Raw genomic sequence first — 22448 nt, forward strand, 5'->3', positions numbered from 1 at the left:
GAGGTGGCTCCTCTGCAGGGGCCCGCCCCGAGCTCGCGAGGGGTGGGGGGCAGAGGGGTCCTTCCTCAGTTCGAGGTCTCGTCCAGGGTGACGTCGACCTCGGAGCTGTCCCCGTCGCGGCGGACGGTCAGCGTGATCTCGTCGCCGGGCTGGGCGCTGCGGATCGCGGCGGTCAGCTCGGTGGAGGTCGTGATCGGCCGGTCGCCCACTGCGGTGATCACGTCGCCGGCCTGCAGGCCGGCGTCGTCGGCGGCGGAGCCGTCGGAGACCGTGGCCACCAGGGCGCCCTCGCCCACGGCCGAACCGGAGTCGGCCGCGGTGCGGGCGCTCACCCCGAGCAGGGCGTGCGTGGCCGAGCCGGTGTCGATGATCTGCTCGGCGATCCGCTGCGCGGTGTTCGACGGGATGGCGAAGCCGACGCCGATGTTCCCGCTGGTCGTCTCCTGACCGGGCAGGCCGGTGCTGGCGACCGAGGCGATCGCGGTGTTGATGCCGATGACCTCGCCGTCGGCGTTGACCAGCGCACCGCCGGAGTTGCCCGGGTTGATGGCGGCGTCGGTCTGCAGGGCGTCGATCACCGTGTTCTCGTCCTGCGTCGACCCGGCCTGCACGGCCCGGTTGGTGGCGCTGATGATCCCGTCGGTGACCGTGTTGGTCAGGCCCAGCGGCGCACCGATGGCGACCGCGAGGTCACCGACCTGCACGGCCTCGGAGTCGGCGAAGACCGCGGCGGTCAGCCCGCCGGCGTCGGCCAGCTTGACCACGGCGAGGTCGTTGCTGGGGTCGGTGCCGACGACGGTGGCGTCGTAGACGGTCCCGTCGGAGGTGCGCACCTGCACGGTCACGTCGTCGGTGCCGTTGTTCAGGCTCACCACGTGGTTGTTGGTGAGCACGTAGCCGTCCTCGGACAGGACGACGCCGGAGCCCGACCCCGAGCCCGCGGCGGCGCTCACGTAGAGGGTGACGACGCTGGGGGCTGCTGCTGCGGCCGCGGCCGTCGTGCTGGTGGCCCGCTCGGCGTCCTCGATGACGACGGGCTGCGTGGTCGTCCCGCTGGCGCTGACCACGGCGTCCACGTCGCTCAGCGCGACCACGCCGGCGCCGGCGCCGCCGCCGATCAGCGCACCGGCGACCAGCCCGGCCACGCCCAGCCGCCAGCGCCCGGTCCGCCGCGCCGGCTGGAACGGCGCCGTCCCGGCCGGGAAGGGCTGCGGGCCGTAGGCCGGCTGCGGGAAGGCCTGGGTCTGGGGAGCGGCGGTCTGGAAGGCGGGGGGCACGGCACCGGTCGGTGCACCCGCCCCGGTGGCGCGCTGGTACCCGGGGGTGCCGTAGCCGGCCGGCGGCCACGGCTGGTGGGCCGTCGTCGGGCCGGTCGCCGGCTGGGTGGCCGACGGCTGCGCCGCGGTCGGGAACGTCTCGGTCGGTGCGTTCATCGGCTGCTCGGAGCCGGGGATCTGGTGGGCGGACGCCGGGCGGCTCTGCTGTGGCGCCCAGCCGGAACCGGCACTGCGGTCGGTGCCGTGGCCCGTCTCGTCGGCCGGACGGTTCTGCTCACTCACGGGAAGTCCCTCCTCACGGCAGGACCTCCCCGCCGCGCAGACACCACTGTGCTACCCCGGACTGGCTCGAGACTGGTGGTGAGCTGTGAGTTCCCTGGGTGCCGCGGATCCACTCGGCTGGCGGGCGGTCGTCGCCTCGCCACCTCGGCAGGGGTGATCAAGCACGATGCGGGGAAAGAGAGGGCCAGCTCTGCCCACCGCCTGCTCCCTGGAGGCCACCGGTGCCCCTCAGTGCCCTGCTCACCCGCTCCGCCCTGGGCCTGCTCGTGCTGTTCGGCGGTGCGCTGGCGGCGATCGGCGGGGTCTCGCTCGGGCTGCCCGGCCTGATCGCCGTGGCGCTGGCCGCGAGCGTCGCGGCCTGCCTCGCTGCGGGCGTCGCCCGGGACGCGGCGACCCGGGACCCGGGGCAGGCGGCCGTCGACGCCGCCTGGCGCAGCGCGGTGGCCACCGTGGCCGTGCTGCTGGTGCTCAGCGGCTGTGCCGTGGTGGCCGGCGGTGCGATCACGGTGCTGCTCGTGGCGGCCGGGCTGCTGGCCGTGCTGATCCGGTGGGCGGTGCGGTCGCTCCGGGCCGACCGGCGGGACGCCTCAGCTGTCGTGCTGCCACTCCGCACGGACGACGGCTGGGTGCGGGCGCTGTCGGTGCCGGCGCTGGGCCGGGAGTGGGTGCGCACGTCGGCGGCGCTGGCCCAGACCCGCGAGCCGGTGGCCCGGCAGCAGCTGGTGCACCGCCGGCAGGAGGCCCTGGACGAGCTGGAACGCCGCGACCCCGAGGGGTTCGCCCGCTGGCTCGCCGCCGGGGCGACCGTGGACAGCGACCCGGCGCGGTACGTCTCCGGTGACCCTGCGGCCGGTTACGACGCCGCCTGACCCGGCCGGCCGCCGGGTCTCCGGCGAGGTCGCCCGGCCCCGGTAACCTCCTCCGGGTCGCCCCATTAGCTCAGTGGTAGAGCACCCGCCTTGTAAGCGGAAGGTCGTCCGTTCAATCCGGACATGGGGCTCCACCCCGCTCGCGGGTCGCGTCCGGCCGTGCCAGGGTCGAGCCGAGCGCTGCCGCCCGGGCAGCCGGCGTCGAGGAGTCCGTCGTGAGCGACCACGTGTACCGGCTGAGCGAGATCGTCGGCAGCTCCACCACCAGCGTGGACGATGCCATCCGCACGGCCGTGCGCAAGGCCTCGGAGACGGTGCGCCACATCGAGTGGTTCCAGACCCAGGAGATCCGCGGCCACGTCGTCGACGGCGAGGTCGCCCACTTCCAGGTGACGATGAAGATCGGCTTCCGCGTCGAGGAGTAGCGGTGCCGCGGGGCAGCGGTCAGGCCAGCACGACGTCCCGGCCCTGCACCGCCACTCCGATCGGGGTCAGCGGCTCGGTGGCCGGCCCCTGCAGCACCTGGCCGGTGGCGGGGTCGAAGGCCGAGCCGTGGCAGGGGCAGGCCAGTCCGTCGGCGGTGGCGCGGACGGTGCAGCCGGCGTGCGGGCACTCGGCGTCGAACGCGGCCACCGTGCCCGCCGACGGCTGGGTGACCACCACGGCCCGCCCGTCCAGCGACACCTCGTAGCCGCCGCCGACCGGCACGTCGGCCAGCGCCACCACCGGGTCGCCCGGTCCGGCGCCGGTCACCTCGGCGAACTGCGGCCCGCGGGCGCAGGCGGCAACGCCGAGTGCGGTGCCGCCAGCGAGGAGCAGCGACCGGCGGGTCGTGTGGCCCCCGTGCAGGGGCCCGCCGCGAGCGTGCGAGGGGTGGGGGGCACGGGGGGCCTTCATCAGTCGAAGCTGCCTGCGCCGCCCGAGCGGTACCGGGCCTGGCGCTCGATCCGCTCCCGTTCGGCCCGATCGGCGCGCCGTGCGGCCGTGGTCCCGGGTGGCCAGCCGGCCTTCACCGCGCGGTGCTCGGTGGTCTCGGTCATGTAGGCCGCCGAGAACAGCAACCCGATGACCACCCCGCCGAGGGTCGCGGTGAGCCGGATGTCGAAGGGGACGGGCGGGACCAGCAGGCACAGCAGCAGCACCGGGGCCAGTTGCACCAGGGCGCGGGTCAGGTGCCGCCAGACCCAGGTGTGGCGGGTCGTGTCCTCGAGCACCCAGTCCGACAGCGACGGCGGCAGGCCACCGCCGTAGGCGTACCAGAGCCACTGAGCCGGGTTGGGGCGTCCCGCGTGCACGTCGACCACGGTAGGCCCGTGGGGGAGGGAGGAGGGCGGTGGCCGCGGGCGTACGGTGCGCCGGTGGACGAACGGCGCGTGGGGGTGCTCGCCGGGCTCGGCGCCTACTCCCTGTGGGGTGTGTTCCCGCTCTACTTCCCGCTGCTCGAGCCGGCCGGGGGTCTGGAGATCGTCGCGCACCGGGTGGTCTGGTCGCTGCTGTTCGTCGGCCTCCTGCTGACCGTCCGGCGGAACTGGACCCAGGTGCGCGCCGTGGTCACCGACCGGCGGGCGCTGCTCGTGCTCTCGGTCGCCGCCGTGCTGATCGCGGCGAACTGGCTCATCTACGTCTACGCGGTCAACTCCGGGCACGTCGTCGAGGCGTCGCTCGGCTACTTCATCAACCCGCTGGTCAGCGTCGTGTTCGGGGTGCTGGTCTTCCGGGAGAGGCTGCGCCGGCTGCAGTGGGTCGCCGTCGCGATCGCGGTGGTGGCGGTCCTCGTCCTGACGGTCGACTACGGCCACCCGCCGTGGATCTCCCTCGCCCTGGCCGTGAGCTTCGGCCTCTACGGCCTGATGAAGAAGCTGGTCCGGGTCGACGCCGCGCCCGGCCTGTTCGTGGAGACGGCCGTGGTGTTCCTGCCGGCGCTGGCCGTCATCACGGTGATGGGCGCGCAGGGCGACGCCGCCTTCGGGACGGCGGGCGTGGGGCAGGCGCTGCTGCTGGTCAGCTCGGGGCTGGCCACCGCCGTCCCGCTGCTGCTGTTCGCCGCCGCCACCAGCCGGGTCCCGCTGTCGACGATCGGGCTGCTGCAGTACGTCACGCCGCTGATGCAGCTGTCCATCGGCGTCTTCGTCTACGGCGAGCCGATGCCACCGGCCCGGCTCGTCGGGTTCGCCGTCGTCTGGCTCGCGCTGGCCGTCTTCACCGTCGACACGCTGCGCAACGCGCACAGCAACCGGCGGGCCGCCGCCCCGCTGCCGGCCGGCATCTGACCGGTCTCCACGGGCCGGCGGCGCGCCCGGGTGTCCCGCTCCGCAGGGGCGGTGGCGCGACTACCGTCGAGGGGTCCGGATCAGCCCTGCCGGTGCCAGGCGCAGGCCCGGCCGACGACCTCCCCGGAGGCAGGACCATGGAGGCAGGACCATGAGCGAGGACCCCGTGCAGCCCGTCGGACCGGCGGCGGACGAGTGCCCGGCAGCGGCCGTGACCGACCCCGGGACGGCGCAGGTCACCGCAGCGGACGGTGCTGCTGTGACGGGCGGGGCGCACGGGGACGACACGACTGTCGGTCTGCCCGCGCGAGAACGGGAGATCCTGGCGTTCGAGCGTCAGTGGTGGCGCTTCCCGGGTGCCAAGGAAGCAGCCATCCGGGAGCGCTTCGGGATGACGTCCACCCGCTACTACCAGGTGCTCAACGCCCTGATCGACCGTCCGGAGGCCCTCGTCGCCGACCCGCTGCTGGTGCGTCGGTTGCGCCGGATGCGGGCGGGGCGGCAGCGTCAGCGCGCCGGCAGGGTCCTGGGCACGGACCTCCGTCACGACTAGCCTGTCTCACTGTGGGGAGGCATGCGGCGCCGTTCGGTGAGGGAAGTCCGCCCGAGGCGACCCCGAGCCCGGGTCGTCGGCGCACCGACCCCGCTGCCCAGCCGCCCGCCGAACCCGGTCGCCAGCACGGGCAGCCGGGCCTGTCGGCGCCCCGCGCGGTGACCCCACGCCCGCCCCAGGGCCCGGGGCCCGACAGCGACACGGCGATGACGCTGCCGAGGCAGAGCCGGGCCGAGCGCCGGCGGGAGGGCCTGCTGCCCGCGGGGGAGGACCCGCTGCTCCGCCGCCCGGCCGGCCGGCCCAGCGCACCGCCCCCGGTCGGCGGACGACGGCGGACGGACCCGGCGACCGCCGGGGGTCGTCCGGCGGTCGCCGGTCCCCAGACGCCCGCGCCGCGGCCGGTGCCGCCGGTCTCCGGCCCGTTGACCGCCGCTACCCCGGCCGCCCACACTCCGTTCGGCTCCTCGCCGGCCATCCCTGCCGTGGAGCCCCGCCGCACGCCGCCGGCGCCTGCCCACCCGGCGTCCGGGCCCACGGATCGGCCCGCCGAGCCCACGGGGTGGCGCATCGAGCCCGCCGGCTCGACGGCGGCCCCGATGACGACGGGCATGCCGACCTGGGCGGCCGAGCCCAGCGCACCACCGGCGGACGTCACCCAGCGGGTCTCCGGGGCGGTGCCGGAGGAGTCGGCGTGGGGCGCCGCACCGGCCACCCCGGCAGCGCCCGTGGCGCCCCTGCGTGCACCACAGCTGCCCGGGCGGGGCAGCAGCCCCGTCGGGCGTGCGCCCACGCCCACCCCGGCCGTGCCCCGGCGCGCCGACGTGCGCACCCCCCGGGCCGAGCCGGCGCCGGAGCAGGGGCCGCCGTCCGGTCCGGCGCGGCGGGCCGTCGACGTCCCCGTGGGTGGCCGGGCCGCCGCCCGGCTGGAGCGGCAGGCCGCCGAGGCCGCCCGGAAGAAGGACGGACGGCGCGCTGCACCGCCGGCCCGGCCCGAGGCCGCGCCGGCGCGCTCCGGCCCCGGCCGTGCGGACCTGCACACCGACGAGGTGCCGCGGGGCCCGCGCCGCGGGGTGCAGGGCCTGCTCGCCGTCGTCATCCTCACCCTCGTCGTGCTGGGCGTCTGGACGTTCACCGGGCCCGGTACCGAGGAGACCTCGGCGCAGACCCCGTTGCCGACCGCCAGCGAACCTGCGGTCGCGCCGGTGCCGGAGAGCGTGCCGGCGCCGGAGGCGGTCACCGCAGAGCCGGTGGGGCCGGTGTTCGCGCCGGTCACGGTGCTGAACAGCACCAGCATCACCGGGCTGGCCGGCAGCATCGGCGACCAGTTCGCCGCAGCCGGCTGGGAGGTGATCGGCACCGCGGGCTCGCCGGTCAGCGACGTGGCGACCACCACCGTCTACTACAGCGAGGGCGACACGGTGCAGCAGCAGGCCGCGGCCCAGCTGGTCGAGCAGTTCCCGGACGTGACCGGCCCCGTCGCGCGCTACTTCGAGGTGCCCGGCGTCGCCGACCCCGGCCTCGTCGTGGTCGCCACCGGCAACTGGCGGCCCTGACCCACCGCGCCGTGGCCGGCTCGCGGAACTCGGGGACCGCGTCGTCCGTTGCCGCCCACGTGCGCACCGCTCCCGGGCCGGCGCGGATCGGCTCGCGCCTCGGCGCCCAGCCGGTGCTCGCCGCCCTGATCGTCCTCCTGCTGGCCCTCCCCGCCCTCGCCGTCGTCCTCGCCGGCACCGACCGGCCTGCCCGGGCCGCCGAGGACGTCACGACCGAGGAGGCCCGGGTCCCGTCCGGCGAGGGCGCCGACGCCGTGGAGCTGGACACCACGCTGTACCTGCCCGACACCGCCGGGCCCGCGCCGGCCGTCCTCCTCGCGCACGGCTTCGGTGGCAGCAAGCAGTCGGTCGCTGCGGACGCGCGCCAGTTGGCCCGCCGCGGCTTCGTGGTGCTGACCTGGTCCGCGCGGGGCTTCGGCACCAGCAGCGGGCAGATCGGCCTCAACGACCCGCGCTACGAGGTGGCCGACGTCAGCACCCTGATCGACCTGCTCGCGACGCGGGACGACGTCGTCCTCGACGCCGCCGGTGACCCGCGGGTGGGTGTCGCCGGCGCCTCCTACGGTGGCGCCGTCTCGCTGCTGGCGGCCGCCTACGACGAGCGGATCGACGCGATCGCCCCGCAGATCACCTGGAACTCGCTGACCACGGCGTTCTTCCCCGACCAGGCCGCGGTCGTGGCGGCCGGCACGCCCGCCGCCGTGCCGCGCACCGACGACGCCGGGGTGTTCAAGCGGACCTGGGCCGGGCTGTTCTTCGGCAGTGGTTCCCTGCCCACCGGCGACGGACGCCCCGGGGCCGGTGGCGACGGTGCGGCGTCCCTGGCCGACGGCCTCGACCCGGCGGCTGTGCAGGCGCTGACCTGCGGGCGCTTCCGGGCGGACATCTGCGCGGCCTACGAGACCGCGGCCTCGACCGGCGAGCTCAGCCCCGAGGTCGCCGCCGTCCTGGAGCGGAGCAGCCCGGCGGGCGTGCTCGACCGGATCACCGCGCCCACGCTGCTGCTGCAGGGCACCCAGGACTCGCTGTTCGGGCTGGGCGAGGCCGACGCCAACGCGCGGGGCATCGCCGCCAACGGCACCGACGTGCGGATGGTCTGGTTCGCCGGCGGCCACGACGCCTCGCCCTCCGACCGGGTCACCGCGGAGCTGCGGGACGAGGTCGCCGACTGGTTCGACGTCCACCTGAACGGCGCCGACGGCGAGCCCGGCGGCTTCCGCTACCCGGCCCCGACCGGCCTGGGCGCCGGGGTGGGGCGGGTGCAGGGCGGTTCCCAGATCGTCACGGTCGACGAGTACCCGGGTCTGGCCGACGGCGAGCCCGTCGAGAGCCGGGTGCTCGAGCTGGCCGGCCCCACCCGGCCGGTCGTCACGCCGGCCGGTGGCAGCCCGGCCGCGCTCACCACCATCCCCGGCCTCGGCTCCGTCGGCGCCGCGCTCACCGGGACCACGCTGGAGATCCCGGGGCAGTTCGCCGCGTTCGAGAGCCCGGAGCTCACCGAGGCCCTCGAGGTGGTCGGGGCGCCGACCACCACCCTCGCCGTGTCGGCTCCGGACGGGACGGCGACGCTGTTCGCCAAGCTCTACGACGTCGGCCCGGACGGCACCACGACCCTGCCCAACGGGCTGGTCGCGCCGCTGGAGCTGACCGGTCTCTCCACCGACCCGGCCGCCCCGACCGAGGTGCCGGTGACCCTGCCGGCCGTCGTCCACCGGTTCGAGGCCGGCCACACGCTGCGGGTGGTCGTCTCCTCGACCGACCAGGCCTACGCCCTGCCGGCGTCGTCGGAGGTCTCGACGGTCGGTCTGGCCGGCGGTGCGGCGGTTGCTGCGCCGGTGGTGCCGGGCGAGGTGCAGGCCACCGCCGGCTCGGCCCGCTGGTGGGTGCTGCTCGCCGTCGTGGCCGCCCTCGGGGCGCTGGGCTGGCTGGCCGCCGTCCTGATCGGCCGGCGCCGGCGCCGGCGCGTGTCGGTGTCCTCGCCGGACGGGGAGGACGTGCCGTTGCGCTTCGAGGGGGTGACCAAGGCCTACGGGGACGGGTTCGTCGCCGTCCGGGACCTCTCCTTCGAGGTCCGCCGCGGCCAGGTGCTCGGCCTGCTCGGCCCGAACGGGGCGGGGAAGACCACGTCGCTGCGGATGCTGATGGGGCTGATCCGCCCGACCGAGGGCCGGATCGAGGTGTTCGGCCACGCCGCCGGGCCGGGTGCGCCCGTGCTGTCCCGGCTGGGGTCCTTCGTGGAGGGCACCGGCCTGCAGCCGCACCTGTCCGGGCGGGACAACCTGACCCTCTACTGGGCCGCCACCGGCCGTCCGCTGGCCGATGCCCACCTGGAGGAGGCGATCGAGATCGCCGGGCTGGGCGTCGCCCTGGACAAGCGGGTGCGCAGCTACAGCCAGGGGATGCGGCAGCGGGTCGCGATCGCCCAGGCGATGCTCGGCCTGCCCGACCTGCTGGTGCTCGACGAGCCGACGAACGGACTGGACCCGCCGCAGATCCACGCGATGCGCGAGGTGCTCCGGTCCTACGCCCAGACCGGCCGCACGGTGATCGTCTCCAGCCACCTGCTGTCGGAGATCGAGCAGACCTGCAGCCACGTCGTGGTCATGGCCAAGGGGCAGAAGATCGTCCAGGGCACGGTCGAGGAGATCGTCGGCACCGGAGGAGCGGTGCTGGTCGGGCTGGCCGATCCGGCCGACACCGACCGGGCGGTCGCCGTCCTGGCCGGGTTGCCCGGGGTCGGTGAGGTGGAGCGGAGCCCGGATGGCCTGGTCGTGGACCTGGGTCCGACCGCCCGCGCGATCGCGCTGACCGCGCTGGTCGAGGCGGGCATCGGGGTCGACCAGCTCACCCCGCGCCGCCGCCTGGAGGACGCGTTCCTGTCACTGGTGGGGGAGTCATGAGCCGAGCTGGGTCCGAGGTAGCGGCGCCGCCGCAGGCGACGGGAGCGGCGGCGGGGTACCGGCCGGAGCGGACGCTGCGGCTGGGCGTCGAGCTGCGCCGTCAGTTCAAGCGTCGCCGCACCCTCGGCGTGTTCGCGCTGATGGCGGCGTTGCCGCTGATCCTCATCGGCGCCCTGCAGCTGGGCGGCACCGAGGAGGCGGAGGAGAACAGCCGGATCAACCTGGTGGACGTCGCCTCGGCCAGCGGGCTGAACCTCACGCTGTTCACCCTCTTCGCCACCACCGGCTTCTTCCTGGTCGTCGTCTTCGCGCTGTTCTTCGGCGACACGGTGGCCAGCGAGGCGTCCTGGGGATCGCTGCGCTACGCGCTGGCCACGCCGGTGCCGCGGGCCCGGCTGCTGCGGCAGAAGTGGCTGGCCGCGCTGGTCCTGTCGGTCGGTGCGATGGTGCTGCTGGTCGTCGTCGCCGTGGTCGCCGGCGGGATCGCCTTCGGCTTCGGCGACGTGCAGACCCCGGTCGGGGTCGCGCTGGACCAGGGGACGGCGCTGCTCCGGCTGGCCGGGATGGTCGGCTACCTCGCCGTCCACCTGCTCGTGGTGGGCACCCTCGCGTTCTGGCTGTCCACGGTCACCGACGCGCCGCTGGCCGCGGTGGGCGGGGCGGTCTTCAGCACGGTGGTGTTCGCCGTCCTGGAACAGGTCGAGCAGCTGGGCGGGATCCGCGACTGGTTCCCGACCGCGTTCAACTACGCCTGGACCGACCTGCTGCAGACCCCGGTCGACTCCGGGGACCTGTTCCGCGGTGTGGTGCAGGGGCTGGTCTACTCCGCCGTCTTCACCGCGCTGGCCGTCCGGCACTTCGCCCGCAAGGACGTCACCTCGTGAACGACGCGGCACCCTAGCCGAGCGAGGCGAGCACCGCCTGGGCCCAGCCCTCGCCCATCGGGGCGTCGGTGACGACGGCGTTGGGGACGGCGTCGAGCCGGGCCGCCATGCCGTCGACCGCCGCCCCGTTCGCGGTGACCCACAGCCGGCCCACCGCCGGGGCCATCTCCAGGTCGCTCACGCTGTCGCCGACGGCCACGGCGTCGGCGGCGGTCAACCCGCGGCGGGCGAGGTCCCAGGTGATGGCGGCGCCCTTGGAGATCCCCCGCGGCATCAGGTGGTAGACGTGCGGCGGGAGGGCCTCGGTGTCCAGTGTCATCCGGGCGGTGGCCGGCACCGCACCGTTGTCGTTCAGCGTCAGCCAGCCCCAGCCCCGCTCGGCCAGCCAGGCGTCGACCGCCGCTGCGTCGACCCGGCCCCGCAGCAGGGCGTCGGCGGAGTGGGTCGCGTGCCAGGGGTCGTGCCACTCCAGCCGGCCGCGGTGGGCGGCGACCAGTGCGTCGACGATGCCGAGCTCGGCCAGCACGTCCATCGGCGTCCGGCCGGCGAACTGTCCGGGCAGGTCGCCGGTGAGCAGGTGGGTCTCCCGGCCGCCGTGCCAGCTCACCAGCGAGCCCAGCTCGGCGATCGCGCCGTCGACGGCGAAGATCCGCCCGGCCTCCAGCAGCTGCGCGTGCGTCCGGCCGCTGACCAGCACCAGCGCCACGCCGGCCCGGTGCAGCTCGAGCAGGGCGGCGGCGGGGGAGGCGGTCAGCTCCCGGTCGGCGGTGTGCCAGAAGGAGCCGCGCGGGCCCACCATCGTGCCGTCCAGGTCGGTGTAGACGATGCGAGTGGCCACCGCTCCATCCTGGCGGTGCCGCACCGGCGGAGGGACCCCGGGTAGAGTCCCCCCCGTTCCACTCATCCAGAGGGGCAGAGGGACACGGCCCGCTGAAGCCCCGGCAACCGCGACCTGTGCGTATGCGCAGCGTGAGGTGCCAATTCCGTCCCGCGCGGCTCGACGGCCCGGCGCGGGGAAGATGAGGAGGTAGTCGTCGAATGACCCTGACCGCTCCCGGTTCCGCCCAGGCAGACTCCACCGCCGGTGGACAGATCGCCCCCAACCCGGCCCGTGGCCTGGTCTGTCGCAACTGCGGCGCCACCTTCGGGCTCATCGCCGAGCACGCCTGCGCGGAGTGCTTCGGCCCGCTGGAGGTCGACTACGACCCCGAGCTCATGCGCGCGGTGACCCGAGAGCAGATCGAGGCCGGGCCGCAGAACATCTGGCGCTACGTGGCCCTGCTCCCGGTGGGACACGACCCGGCCTCCCGGGTCAGCCTCGACCCGGGCATGACCCCGCTCGTGCGCGCCGACCGGCTGGCCGCCGAGCTGGGCCTCACCGGTGGGCTCTGGGTGAAGGACGACTCGGCCAACCCGACCCACTCGTTCAAGGACCGGGTGGTGAGCCTGGCCGCCACCGCCGCGAAGAGCTTCGGCTACACCAAGATCGCCTGCGCCTCGACCGGCAACCTGGCCAACTCCGTCGCCGCGCACGCGGCCAGGATGGGGCTGCCCTCCTTCGTCTTCGTGCCCAGCGACCTCGAGCCCGGCAAGATCACCCAGTCGGCGGTCTACGGCCAGGCGCTGGTCGCCGTCGACGGGTCCTACGACGACGTCAACCGGCTGACCAGCGAGCTCGCCGAGACCGATGAGTTCGAGGACACCGCCTTCGTCAACCAGAACGTCCGGCCGTACTACGCCGAGGGCTCCAAGACGATGGGCTACGAGATCGCCGAGCAGCTGGGCTGGCGGATCCCGGCGCAGGTGGTCATCCCGATGGCGTCCGGCTCGCTGCTCACCAAGGTCGACAAGGCCTGGCGGGAGCTGGTCGCGGCCGGCATCGTCGCCGACACCGAGTGGAAGGTCTTCGGCGCCCAGTCGGCCGGCTGCGACCCGATCGCCACCGCCTTCGACAACGGCTGGGACGTCGTCAAGCCGGTCAAGCCCACCGGCATCGCCAAGTCGCTGAACATCGGCAACCCCGCCGACGGCCCGTACGCGCTGGACGCCATCCGGCGCACCGGCGGCTCGGTCGGCCGGGTCGGGGACGACGAGATCGTGCAGGGCATCCGGGACCTGGCCCGCACCACCGGCGTGTTCGCCGAGACCGCCGGTGGCGTGACCACCGCGGTGCTTCGGCAGCTGGTGGACAAGGGGCTGATCGACCCGACGCAGGAGGTCGTCGTCCTGAACACCGGGGAGGGGCTGAAGACCCTCGACCCGCTGCTGCCGGTGGTCGGCCCCTCGCACCACGTGCAGCCGTCGCTGAAGTCGCTGCGCGAGGCCGGCCTCATCGCCTGAGGGAAGGCCCTGCCGGGGCCCGGGACGCCGCCGCAGCAGCACTCGGACGGGTGTATGGCGTGGTCAGGACCGTGACCTGGGACACCCCCTGCTGTACCGTTCCGCGCGGTTCGAGTTCCACGTTCGTGTTCGGCGGGCGGAAGAGCGAGACCCGGCCCCTCGAGTCTCAAGGGGCCGTCCGCACGCACTGAACGTGGGAGCACACGTGGCACAGGGCACCGTGAAGTGGTTCAACGCCGAGAAGGGCTTCGGCTTCATCGCCGTCGACGGCGGCCAGGACGTCTTCGTCCACTACTCGGCCATCCAGATGGACGGCTACAAGAGCCTCGAAGAGGGCCAGCGGGTCAGCTTCGAGGTCGTCCAGGGCGAGAAGGGCCCGCAGGCGGACGCCGTGCAGAACGCCTGATCCGGTCAGCACCACGAGGCCCGGTCCCCGGTCGGGGGCCGGGCCTCGCTGCGTCCCCGACCGGTGGCCGTCGACCCCCCTTCTTGCACTCGCCTGGGTCGAGTGCCAGACTTTGGGCTGGCACTCGGGCTACCCGAGTGCCAGCCAGGTCGGAACGGTGAGGCACCGGGACGCGGACCGCAGGAGCGTTCGCAGCACCGGTGTCGTCCGTCGCGGGCGCCGGACCTGACCAGCCAGCGATCCACGCATGGAGGACATCACCACATGGCCAAGATGATCGCGTTCGACGAAGAGGCGCGCCGCGGACTCGAGCGGGGCATGAACACCCTCGCCGACGCCGTCAAGGTGACGCTTGGCCCCAAGGGCCGCAACGTCGTCCTGGAGAAGAAGTGGGGCGCTCCCACCATCACCAACGACGGTGTGAGCATCGCCAAGGAGATCGAGCTCGAGGACCCGTACGAGAAGATCGGGGCCGAGCTGGTCAAGGAGGTCGCCAAGAAGACCGACGACGTCGCGGGTGACGGCACCACCACCGCCACCGTGCTCGCCCAGGCCCTCGTCCGCGAGGGGCTGCGCAACGTCGCCGCCGGCGCCAACCCGATGGCCCTGAAGAAGGGCATCGAGAAGGCCGTCGCCTCGGTCTCGGAGTACCTCCTCGCGACCGCCAAGGACGTCGAGACCAAGGAGCAGATCGCGGCCACCGCCTCGATCTCCGCCGCTGACCCCGCCATCGGCGAGCTCATCGCCGAGGCGATGGACAAGGTCGGCAAGGAAGGTGTCATCACCGTCGAGGAGAGCAACACCTTCGGCCTCGAGCTCGAGCTCACCGAGGGCATGCGCTTCGACAAGGGTCACCTGTCGGCCTACTTCGTGACCGACACCGACCGCATGGAGACCGTGCTCGACGACCCGTACATCCTGGTCGTCAACAGCAAGATCTCGACCGTCAAGGACCTCCTCCCGCTGCTGGAGAAGGTCATGCAGTCCGGCAAGCCGCTGGCGATCATCGCCGAGGACGTCGAGGGCGAGGCCCTCGCGACCCTGGTGGTCAACAAGATCCGCGGCACCTTCAAGTCGGTCGCCGTCAAGGCCCCCGGCTTCGGCGACCGTCGCAAGGCCATGCTGGGCGACATCGCGATCCTCACCGGTGGTCAGGTCATCAGCGAGGAGGTCGGCCTCAAGCTGGACACCGCCGACCTGTCCCTGCTGGGCCGGGCGCGCAAGTTCGTCACCACCAAGGACGAGACGACCATCATCGAGGGCGCCGGTGACGCCGACCAGATCCAGGGTCGCGTCAACCAGATCCGCGCCGAGATCGAGAAGTCGGACTCCGACTACGACCGCGAGAAGCTGCAGGAGCGCCTGGCCAAGCTGGCCGGTGGCGTCGCCGTCATCAAGGCCGGCGCCGCGACCGAGGTCGAGCTCAAGGAGCGCAAGCACCGCATCGAGGACGCGGTGCGCAACGCCAAGGCCGCCGTCGAGGAGGGCATCGTCGCCGGTGGTGGCGTCGCTCTCGCGCAGGCCACCAAGGTCGCGTTCGACAAGCTCGACCTCGAGGGTGACGAGGCGACCGGTGCCAACATCGTGCGCGTCGCGCTCGAGGCCCCGCTGAAGCAGATCGCCATCAACGCCGGCCTCGAGGGTGGCGTCGTGGCGGAGAAGGTCCGCAACTCCGAGACCGGCTGGGGCCTCAACGCCGCCACCGGCGAGTACGTGGACCTGATCGCGGCCGGCATCATCGACCCGGCCAAGGTCACCCGCTCGGCCCTGCAGAACGCCGCCTCCATCGCGGCGCTCTTCCTCACCACCGAGGCCGTCATCGCCGACAAGCCGGAGAAGAACTCCCCGGCCATGGCCGGTGGCGGCGACGGCGGCATGGGCGGCATGGACTTCTGAGTCCACACCGCTCGGCGTCCCGCTGAGCACTGCACCACCAGCACTGCCCGGCAGGGGCGGTCCGCTTCGGCGGGCCGCCCCTGTCGGCGTCCCCAGCCCGAGCGCTCCCGACGATCATGGAGCTGCGGTGGCGACCCGCTGATGCTGCTCGGCATGTCGGCCCGCTGGCTCCATGATCGTCAGCGTCGTGGGCCGGGCGCGGGGGACGCCGGCGGCCTAGCCGGGGTCGCCGATGGCGGGGCCGTCGAGGTCGTGGCCGTTCGAGCGCATCTGGGTCCGCAGCTCGGTGAGGCGGTCGACCACGACCTCCGCGGCCCACTGCGCCTCACCGAGGCCGGCCAGCACCCAGGACGGCGGCGCGCCGAGCTTCCCGCTCAGCGCACTGACCTTGCCCACCGCCAGGACGGCGAGCGTCTGCCGGCTCGCATCGGTGTCGTGCTCGCCGGTCCGGCTCCGGTCGGCCCCCGTGCGGACCGGGTCGCCGTCGTCGTAGCTGCGGAACGGGCGCAGCGGGGACCACGGACGGAGCCTCCAGACGCCCGCCAGCACGAGCCGGCCGACCCACTCGTCGAAGCCGAGCTCGCCCCGGTCCAGCCAGTCCTGCAACGAGCCGTCGCCCTCGTCGGCCTGGGCGGCCACATCCCCGAGACCGTGTGCGGCCGCCCGGGCGTGGTCCATCTCCACGGCGTCCTCGGTGTGCACGAGCGCGCCGCAGAGCGCGAGGTCGAGGATCAGCCCGCCCCGGACGACGTGGTCGTCGAAGGTCAGGCCGCGGGGCCGGCCGCGCCGGTTCAGGCACAGGGCGGCCAGCCGGGTGGTGACCAGGTCGCGGAGCTGGTCGCTCACGTCCGGCTCGGGGCGAAGCAGCAGAACTCGTTGCCCTCCGGGTCGGCCAGCACGTCCCAGTCGATGGTCCCGGCGTCCGGCTCGTCGTCTGGTCCGGCGTCCCGGCGGCGGACCAGGGCGGCCCCGTGGGCCAGGAGCGCCTCGGTGTCGCCGACGACGTCGTGGTGCATGCGGTTCTTCACCGTCTTGCCCTCGGGCACCGGCACGACCCAGATCGACGGACCGGCGCCGGAGCGGTCGACGATCGGCACCGGCCAGCCCGTCGGGCGGACCCAGCCCTCCTCGTCGGGCTCGACGTCGTCACGGCGGACGTAGCCCATCGCGGTGCACCACCAGTCGGCCAGTGCCTGGTGGTCCACGGCATCGAGGCACAGGTCCTTGAAGCGCGCGGGGGAGTCGCTCATGGTCGAGCAGGGTAGGCGGCTGCGGTGACGGTGGTGATCGGGACGTCGGGCTGGCAGTACCGCGACTGGCGCGGCCGCTTCTACCCGCCGGTGCTGCCGCAACGGCTCTGGCTGGAGCACCACGCCGAGCACTTCGGCACCGTGGAGAGCAACAACGCCTTCTACCGGCTGCCCGAGCGGACCACGTTCGAGCGGTGGCGGGAACGCACCCCGCCGGACTACCGGTGGGCGGTGAAGGCCTCCCGGTTCCTCACCCACATGAAGCGGCTGCGGGAGCCGGCCGAGCCGGTGGCCCGGCTGATGGACCGGGTGGCCGGCCTGGGCGACCGGCTGGACGTCGTCCTGCTGCAGCTGCCGCCCACCCTGCAGGCCGACGTCGACCTGCTCAGCGAGTGCCTGGGCCAGTTCCCGGCCGGCACCCGGGTCGCGGTGGAGCCGCGGCACGAGAGCTGGTGGACCGACGAGGTGCGCGGCCTGCTCGAGCGGTACCAGGCGGCGCTGTGCTGGGCCGACCGCGCCGAGCAGCCGATCGCCCCGCTGTGGCGGACCGCCGAGTGGGGCTACCTGCGGTTGCACACCGGCGCCGACGGCTGGGACTACCGCCCGGAGACGCTGCAGCTGTGGGCCGAGCGGATCCAGGACACCTACGGCGACGACGACGTCCTGACGTACTTCAACAACGACCCCGGCGGTGCCGCCACCCGCGACGCGGTCACCTTCGCCGACGCCGTCCGGACCGCCGGCGGCACGCACACCCGGGTGCCCACGGCGGCCGAGGCCAGCGGCGCGGCGTGGCCGCCGAAGCCGCCGCCCAGGACGCCGGCCCGTCAGAGGGCGGTGGGGTCCTCGACGAACGTCACGCCCAGCTGACCGGCGGCCTGCTCGAGCACCGACTGCACGGCCAGGGTGTCGGCCAGCGGCATGACGGTGCTCTCGGTCCGCCCGGCCCGCAGGCACTCGGTGACCTCGATGAGCTCGTGGGAGTAGCCGCCGCCGAGCTGCGGGAGGGTGATCTCCTCCGCATCCACCCCGGCCCGGTGCAGCACGATCGTCTGCGGGTGGTGGAAGCGGGGGAGGACGTCGATCCAGCCCGCCGTCCCGAAGACCCGGGCCTGCCCGGGCAGCGCGTTGCGCAGCGAGGTCATCAGCGTCGCCGAGCGGCCGTCGGCGTACCCGAGCAGCAGCGAGGCCTCGGCGTCCACGCCGGTCTCGAACAGCGAGCCGGTGGCGGTCACGGTGTCCGGGTCGCCGAGCAGCATCTGGGCGAAGGAGACGACGTAGACGCCGAGGTCCAGCAGCGCGCCGCCCCCGAGCTCCTTGGCGAACAGCCGGTCGGTGGGGTCGAAGGCGCGGGACACGCCCAGGTCGGCCTGCACCGAGCGCACCTCACCGATGGCGCCCTCGGCGATCAGCCCCCGCGCCCGGACGACGGCCGGCTGGAACCGCGTCCACATCGCCTCCATCGCGAAGACGCCGGACGCGCGTGCTGCGTCGACCACCTCCGTGGCCCCGGCGACGGTCGCGGTGAAGGACTTCTCCACCAGCAGTGCCTTGCCGGCCCGGATCGCCCCGAGCGAGACGGCGTGGTGCTGCGGGTGCGGGGTGGCGATGTACAGGACGTCGACGTCCGGGTCGGCCAGGACCTCGGCGTAGGAGCCGTGCGCCCGGTCGATGCCGTGCCGGCCGGCGAAGGCCTGGGCGCGGTCGAGCGAGCGGGAGGCGACGGCGACCGCCCGCGCGTTCTCCACGTGGGCGAAGTCCCGCACCACCTGCTCGGCGATGCGGCCCGGCCCGACGACTCCCCAGCGGATCTCCTCAGTCACGCCCTGACCGTAGCCGGGGCACACTGTCGGGGTGGCGCTGCTGATCGACACCCCCGTCTGGCCGTGGCGGGGACGGCGGTGGTCGCACCTGGTCAGCGACACCGGCTACGACGAGCTGCACGCCTTCGTGGCCGAGCACCTGGGCATCCCGCGCCGGGCGTTCCAGGGCGACCACTACGACGTCCCCGAGGAGCTGTACGCCGAGGCCGTCGCCGCGGGCGCCGAACCGGTCGGCTCCCGCGAGCTGCTGCAGCGGCTGCTCGCCGCCGGTCTGCGGATCAGGAAGAACGCGCGCGCAGCAGGGTGAGCTCGGCGGTGAGGTTCGCCCGCGCGGGGGCGGTCCACCGCTCGGCCGCCACCGGCACCCGGAACAGCTCCGGCAGCGCGAGCAGCTGCTCGAGCACGGCGATCCGTCCGGCGGTGAAGTCGGCGTCGGAGAGGTGGCCGTACTCGGCGCGCACCGCGGAGGCGTAGCCGGCGTAGGCCGCCGGGGGGCTGGCCAGCACCGCGAGGTCGGCGTCGCAGAGCACGGCACCGTTGGCGTCCTCCGGCTCGGGGTCGTGCCCGGCGGTCAGCAGCACCAGCCGCTCGACCTCGGTGACCGTGGCGTCGTCCACCAGCCCGAGCAGGCCGATCCGCGCCCGCGCGGCGCTGACCTCCTCGTTGTCGCTGCGCTGCGGGTCGTAGGCGACGTCGTGGTACCAGGCGGCCAGCCGGACGGCGACCGGGTCGGCGGCGTGCCCGGCCAGCTCGTCGACGAGGCCGAGCACCGCCGCCAGGTGGGCCAGGTCGTGGTAGCTGCGGTGCGGCTCGGACCAGGCGCCGACGAGGGCGGCCCACTCGGTGCGCGAGGTGGGGGAGTCGTCGACCAGCGCCGTCCACGCGTCGAAGTCCACCCCGCTCATGCGCCGGAGTCTGGCACGCGGTGCGGCCGGTCCGGCCGGGCGCTCGGACTGAGGTCCTCGCCACGTGTGTCGGGCCCGAGTGCACGGGTACGGTGGACGACGTCCGGGCCGGGCGACCTGTGTCCCCGGGCTCCACTAGATAACTGCCGCCGTGGACTACCGCCCCGACCTCGGTCGGGGGCTGGAGCCGCGGATGTGCAAACCGCCGCGAGGCGACCAGCGTCCGGTCCGGACCTCAACGCAGAACGGCCCCTCTCCGCAGGAGAGGGGCCGTTCTGCGCTCAGGCCCCCGTGGTGGGGGGTACGGGGGTCCTTCTACTCGGTCTCGCCCAGCAGCCAGCCGTGCTCGCCGGCCAGCGCGTTGGCCGCCACCGGACCCCAGGAACCCGGGGCGTAGGGGTGCACCTCGGGGCGGTGGTCCAGCACCGGCTGCAGCGCCCGCCAGGTCTGGGCCAGGCCCTCACTGGTGGTGAACAGCGAGCGGTCGCCGACCAGCACGTCGTGGATCAGGGAGACGTAGGGCGCCAGCGGTCGGCCGCCGGGCACCTTCGACAGGTCCAGCGACACCCGCGCCGGTGCCATCGCCAGGTCCGGGCCGGGACGCTTGGCCATGATGTCCACGTCGAGTTGACCGGCACCGGCCAGGGACAGCGAGATGACGTTCCCGTTGGGCGGCACGTCGTGGACCGGGCCCTTCGGGCGGTGCAGCACCAGGCTCACCCGCTGTTGCTTGTCGGCCAGCCGCTTGCCGGTGCGCAGCAGGAACGGGACGCCGCGCCACCGGCCGGAGTCGATGAACAGCCGGGCCGCCACGAACGTGTCGGTCTGGCTGTCGTCGGGCACGCCGTCCAGTTCCCGGTAGCCCTCGAACTGCCCCAGGACCACGTCCTCCGGGGCCAGCGGGCGGAAGTGCTTCAGCACCGACTCGCGCGCGGAGAGGATGTCGTCGGCGGAGAAGCTGACCGGCGGCTCCATGGCCACCTCGGCGGCGACCTGGAACAGGTGGGTGACCAGCATGTCCAGGGTCGCGCCGGTCTCGTCGTAGAAGTCGGCGCGGTCGGCCACGTCGAGGTCCTCGGGGACGTCGATCTGCACCTGGGCCACGTGCTCGCGGCTCCAGATGTGCTCGAACAGCCCGTTGGCGAACCGTGCCACGTGCAGGTCCTGGGTGCCCTCCTTGCCCAGGAAGTGGTCGATCCGGAAGACCTGCTCCTCGTCGAACACCGAGTGCACGACGGCGTCCAGCTCACGGAAGCCGTCGGGGGAGTCACCGAAGGGCTTCTCGTAGACGACGCGGGAGCCCTCGGCCAGCCCGTGTGCGCCGATGGCGTGGGTGTAGTCGGTGAAGGCCTTGGGCGGCAGGGAGAGGTAGTGCACCAGCTGGGCGTCCTCGCCGAGCTCCTTGCGGGCCTCGGTCACCGCGTCGACCAGCTCCCCGGGGTCGTCGGCGGTGAAGCCGCCGCCGGCGAACCGCAGCCGGCCGCAGAACTCCTCCCACGGACCCTGGTCCGGGTCCGGCCCGAACTCCTCGAGGGCGCCGCGGACGTGTTCGACGAACTCCTCGTCGGAGCGCTCGCCGCGGCCGCTGCCGATCAGCCGCCAGTCGTCGGGCAGCAGCCCGTGCTGAGCGAGCTCGAAGAAGGCCGGCAGCACCATCCGGCGGGCCAGGTCGCCGGTCGCGCCGTACAGCACGAACACGGTCGGGGTCAGGTCGTTCGTCGTCCCGTCGTCGGGCACGGGGGCTCCTCTCGGGCACGGGCCGGGCCACGCGGTGGTCCGGTCCTCGTCGGCCCGTGCGCCGGTGCACGGTGTCCTGGTGATGTGCCCACGGTGCGTGTACGTGCACACCTGCACCGTGGGCGCGTGTCCTGCATGAGACCACGGGCAGCGCTGCTTTGTTCCGCTGGTGCGGCCGGCCTCGTGCTGACCGGCTGCGGCCAGGAGGAGGCGAGCCCATCCCCGCGGTCGGGACCACGTTCGCCGAGACCCGGGTCGACCCCGGAGACGAGGAGATGACGAGCCCGGCGATCACCAGCGAGGTGGCCGAGGTGGAGTTCGAGGACCAGTCCGGTGCCGGTGACGTGGTCACCGTCGCCCGGGTGGTGACACCGGCCGACGGGGTCGTTGCGGTGACCGTGGACGACGGCGACGACGAGGACGCCCCGTTGCTCGGGTACATCGCGGTCCCGGCCGGTGAGGCCATCGACGTGTCGGTGGTGCTGTCCCCGCCGCTGGCCCAGGACACCGAGCTCGAGGCGAGCCTTCACGGCGACACCGACCAGGACGGACTCCTGGACCGGTCGGTGGACCAGCGCGCCCCGGACTCCGACGGTGACGACGTCGTCTCCGAGGACGCCGAGTACATCGTGCAGTGAACCGGCGCACGCCGCGTGTCGTCCGGCGTGCTGCGGGGCAGGACGCCGGCATGACCACCTCCCACCGGCCCCTGTGGGCCCTCCCCGCCGCCGCCCTCGTCCTGTCCGCCTGCGCGGGTGGGGAGGGCGCACCCGCCGGTGACGCGCCGCCGTCGTCGCCGGCCACCTCGGGGGCGACGACGATCGCGCCGGGCGGTGAGTCGGGCAGCGGCACCATGGCCGACCTGGAGTTCCTGGACCAGACCGGCCCGGGGGACAACGTGGTCGTCAGCTCGGTCAACGCGCCGGGCGGCGGGTTCCTCGTCATCAGCGCCGAGGACGAGGTGCTCGGCGCCACGCGGCTGCAGGTGGGCACGACCCCGGACGTCGCGGTGGAGCTGGACCCGGCGCTGACCGAGGAGACCGAGCTGACCGCCACCCTCTACGCGGACACCGACGCCGACGGCGAGTTCGACCCGACCGTCGACGAGCCGGTGCCCGCACCGGTGGACGCCACCGACGACGAGGTCGAGGAGCCGGGCGACGTCGTCGAGGAGGACGCCACCTACACCGTGGGCTGACCGCTGGTCCGGGGGCGACGCCTGAGGCCCCTCAGACGCCGGTCGGCCTCCGACCGCCCCGGGACTGCGTGGTCGCCCGATGTGCCCGGCACCCCCTCAGGACGACCGTTCTCCTCGTTCGACCAGGACGACACGAGGAGACGGTCATGGCGCTGCACTACCCGAACCCGGCACTGGAAGCAGAGCTCGCCTACCGGCAGGAGCTGGTCCGGGCGGCGGCCCGGCGGGACGGGAGCCGCCGCGGCTCCTGGCTCGGCACCCGGCGGCGGCCCCGCTGACCGGCCCGGCGCCGCTGTCGGTGGCCT

24 protein-coding genes, 1 tRNA gene and 1 riboswitch are annotated in these 22448 nt (G+C 74.2%); of the genes, 16 read left to right on the forward strand and 9 right to left on the reverse strand.

Translation table 11 applies throughout. The annotated features are described in order from the left end of the window. Positions 1 to 65 precede the first annotated feature (65 nt). Positions 66 to 1559: a trypsin-like peptidase domain-containing protein gene (locus O2W18_RS02465; RefSeq protein ID WP_269185989.1), complete on the reverse strand. Its 1494-nt coding sequence runs from the start codon at positions 1557 to 1559 to the stop codon at positions 66 to 68. 221 nt (positions 1560 to 1780) lie between these two features. Between O2W18_RS02465 and O2W18_RS02470 the strand changes: the two genes are divergently transcribed. The 3 genes from O2W18_RS02470 to O2W18_RS02480 all read left to right on the forward strand — a co-directional run bounded on the left by O2W18_RS02470 (position 1781) and on the right by O2W18_RS02480 (position 2853). Next, positions 1781 to 2428, forward strand: coding sequence for a hypothetical protein (locus O2W18_RS02470; RefSeq protein ID WP_269185990.1), 648 nt, complete (start codon positions 1781 to 1783; stop codon positions 2426 to 2428). Positions 2429 to 2487: 59 nt separating this feature from the next. Further along, positions 2488 to 2562 (forward strand) — tRNA-Thr (locus O2W18_RS02475). A gap of 81 nt (positions 2563 to 2643) precedes the next feature. Then, positions 2644 to 2853, forward strand: a complete 210-nt coding sequence (locus tag O2W18_RS02480; protein ID WP_269185991.1) for a dodecin — start codon at positions 2644 to 2646, stop codon at positions 2851 to 2853. A gap of 19 nt (positions 2854 to 2872) precedes the next feature. Here O2W18_RS02480 and O2W18_RS02485 read toward each other — a convergent pair whose 3' ends face one another. Next, the gene (locus O2W18_RS02485; protein ID WP_269185992.1) at positions 2873 to 3325 is read right to left on the reverse strand and encodes a Rieske (2Fe-2S) protein; all 453 of its coding nucleotides are present in this window, start codon (positions 3323 to 3325) and stop codon (positions 2873 to 2875) included. Next, positions 3325 to 3723, reverse strand: coding sequence for a DUF5313 family protein (locus tag O2W18_RS02490; RefSeq protein WP_269185993.1), 399 nt, complete (start codon positions 3721 to 3723; stop codon positions 3325 to 3327). Before O2W18_RS02490 ends, O2W18_RS02485 begins: the two co-directional genes overlap by 1 nt. Positions 3724 to 3786: 63 nt before the next feature. Here O2W18_RS02490 and rarD point away from each other — a divergent pair, with 63 nt between their 5' ends. The 5 genes from rarD (at position 3787) to O2W18_RS02515 (ending at position 10588) form a co-directional block, all read left to right on the forward strand. Further along, complete coding sequence (gene rarD, locus O2W18_RS02495) at positions 3787 to 4698, forward strand: EamA family transporter RarD (RefSeq protein ID WP_269185994.1); 912 nt, start codon at positions 3787 to 3789, stop codon at positions 4696 to 4698. Positions 4699 to 4849: 151 nt separating this feature from the next. Then, the gene (locus O2W18_RS02500) at positions 4850 to 5251 is read left to right on the forward strand and encodes a DUF3263 domain-containing protein (protein WP_269185995.1); all 402 of its coding nucleotides are present in this window, start codon (positions 4850 to 4852) and stop codon (positions 5249 to 5251) included. A 206-nt stretch (positions 5252 to 5457) separates the two neighbouring features. Next, positions 5458 to 6804 carry a LytR C-terminal domain-containing protein gene (locus O2W18_RS02505; RefSeq protein WP_269185996.1) on the forward strand — a complete coding sequence of 449 codons (1347 nt, stop codon included), beginning with the start codon at positions 5458 to 5460 and terminating at the stop codon, positions 6802 to 6804. A gap of 59 nt (positions 6805 to 6863) precedes the next feature. Continuing rightward, the gene (locus tag O2W18_RS02510) at positions 6864 to 9704 is read left to right on the forward strand and encodes an alpha/beta fold hydrolase (protein WP_269185997.1); all 2841 of its coding nucleotides are present in this window, start codon (positions 6864 to 6866) and stop codon (positions 9702 to 9704) included. After that, positions 9701 to 10588: an ABC transporter permease gene (locus O2W18_RS02515; RefSeq protein WP_269185998.1), complete on the forward strand. Its 888-nt coding sequence runs from the start codon at positions 9701 to 9703 to the stop codon at positions 10586 to 10588. The genes O2W18_RS02510 and O2W18_RS02515 overlap by 4 nt, the downstream gene beginning before the upstream one ends. 13 nt (positions 10589 to 10601) lie before the next feature. Here the strand turns inward: O2W18_RS02515 and O2W18_RS02520 are convergent, their stop codons facing one another. After that, positions 10602 to 11426 (reverse strand): HAD family hydrolase, encoded by an 825-nt coding sequence (locus tag O2W18_RS02520; RefSeq protein WP_269185999.1) that lies wholly within the window; start codon positions 11424 to 11426, stop codon positions 10602 to 10604. A gap of 59 nt (positions 11427 to 11485) precedes the next feature. Continuing rightward, a riboswitch (SAM riboswitch) is annotated at positions 11486 to 11614 on the forward strand. A gap of 12 nt (positions 11615 to 11626) precedes the next feature. On the opposite strand from O2W18_RS02520, the gene thrC reads away from it, so the two are divergent. The 3 genes from thrC to groL all read left to right on the forward strand — a co-directional run bounded on the left by thrC (position 11627) and on the right by groL (position 15230). Further along, on the forward strand, positions 11627 to 12928 hold the full coding sequence (gene thrC, locus O2W18_RS02525) for a threonine synthase (RefSeq protein WP_269186000.1): 1302 nt from the start codon (positions 11627 to 11629) through the stop codon (positions 12926 to 12928). A 205-nt stretch (positions 12929 to 13133) separates the two neighbouring features. Next, positions 13134 to 13334, forward strand: a complete 201-nt coding sequence (locus O2W18_RS02530) for a cold-shock protein (protein WP_269172148.1) — start codon at positions 13134 to 13136, stop codon at positions 13332 to 13334. Positions 13335 to 13598: 264 nt separating this feature from the next. Further along, complete coding sequence (gene groL, locus O2W18_RS02535; protein WP_269186001.1) at positions 13599 to 15230, forward strand: chaperonin GroEL; 1632 nt, start codon at positions 13599 to 13601, stop codon at positions 15228 to 15230. Positions 15231 to 15446: 216 nt separating this feature from the next. Here groL and O2W18_RS02540 read toward each other — a convergent pair whose 3' ends face one another. Both O2W18_RS02540 and O2W18_RS02545 read right to left on the reverse strand, forming a co-directional pair. Continuing rightward, entirely contained in the window at positions 15447 to 16076 is a 630-nt protein-coding gene (locus O2W18_RS02540) for a hypothetical protein (protein ID WP_269186002.1), read from the reverse strand. Next, a complete protein-coding gene (locus O2W18_RS02545) occupies positions 16073 to 16480 on the reverse strand; it encodes a VOC family protein (RefSeq protein WP_269186003.1) in 408 nt (135 codons plus the stop codon). Before O2W18_RS02545 ends, O2W18_RS02540 begins: the two co-directional genes overlap by 4 nt. A 24-nt stretch (positions 16481 to 16504) precedes the next feature. Between O2W18_RS02545 and O2W18_RS02550 the strand changes: the two genes are divergently transcribed. Beyond that, the gene (locus tag O2W18_RS02550) at positions 16505 to 17350 is read left to right on the forward strand and encodes a DUF72 domain-containing protein (RefSeq protein ID WP_269186004.1); all 846 of its coding nucleotides are present in this window, start codon (positions 16505 to 16507) and stop codon (positions 17348 to 17350) included. Here the strand turns inward: O2W18_RS02550 and O2W18_RS02555 are convergent. Further along, the gene (locus tag O2W18_RS02555) at positions 17308 to 18303 is read right to left on the reverse strand and encodes a Gfo/Idh/MocA family protein (RefSeq protein ID WP_269186005.1); all 996 of its coding nucleotides are present in this window, start codon (positions 18301 to 18303) and stop codon (positions 17308 to 17310) included. The genes O2W18_RS02550 and O2W18_RS02555 overlap by 43 nt on opposite strands. A 31-nt stretch (positions 18304 to 18334) precedes the next feature. Between O2W18_RS02555 and O2W18_RS02560 the strand changes: the two genes are divergently transcribed. Continuing rightward, positions 18335 to 18610, forward strand: a complete 276-nt coding sequence (locus O2W18_RS02560) for a DUF4031 domain-containing protein (protein WP_269159821.1) — start codon at positions 18335 to 18337, stop codon at positions 18608 to 18610. Here the strand turns inward: O2W18_RS02560 and O2W18_RS02565 are convergent. Continuing rightward, the gene (locus O2W18_RS02565) at positions 18582 to 19208 is read right to left on the reverse strand and encodes an HD domain-containing protein (RefSeq protein WP_269186006.1); all 627 of its coding nucleotides are present in this window, start codon (positions 19206 to 19208) and stop codon (positions 18582 to 18584) included. The two genes, O2W18_RS02560 and O2W18_RS02565, sit on opposite strands and share 29 nt — an antisense overlap. Before the next feature lie 315 nt (positions 19209 to 19523). After that, positions 19524 to 20945 carry a glucose-6-phosphate dehydrogenase gene (locus O2W18_RS02570; protein ID WP_269186007.1) on the reverse strand — a complete coding sequence of 474 codons (1422 nt, stop codon included), beginning with the start codon at positions 20943 to 20945 and terminating at the stop codon, positions 19524 to 19526. Between the two features lie 275 nt (positions 20946 to 21220). On the opposite strand from O2W18_RS02570, the gene O2W18_RS02575 reads away from it, so the two are divergent. The 3 genes from O2W18_RS02575 to O2W18_RS02585 all read left to right on the forward strand — a co-directional run bounded on the left by O2W18_RS02575 (position 21221) and on the right by O2W18_RS02585 (position 22421). Next, a complete protein-coding gene (locus O2W18_RS02575; RefSeq protein WP_269186008.1) occupies positions 21221 to 21583 on the forward strand; it encodes a DUF7282 domain-containing protein in 363 nt (120 codons plus the stop codon). 50 nt (positions 21584 to 21633) lie between these two features. Further along, positions 21634 to 22143, forward strand: a complete 510-nt coding sequence (locus O2W18_RS02580; RefSeq protein ID WP_269186009.1) for a DUF7282 domain-containing protein — start codon at positions 21634 to 21636, stop codon at positions 22141 to 22143. Positions 22144 to 22289: 146 nt separating this feature from the next. Then, positions 22290 to 22421, forward strand: a complete 132-nt coding sequence (locus O2W18_RS02585; protein WP_269172138.1) for a hypothetical protein — start codon at positions 22290 to 22292, stop codon at positions 22419 to 22421. The last annotated feature ends 27 nt before the right edge of the window (positions 22422 to 22448 follow it).

It is taken from the genome of Modestobacter sp. VKM Ac-2983 (genome assembly GCF_026967885.1).
Taxonomy (GTDB): Bacteria; Actinomycetota; Actinomycetes; order Mycobacteriales; family Geodermatophilaceae; genus Modestobacter.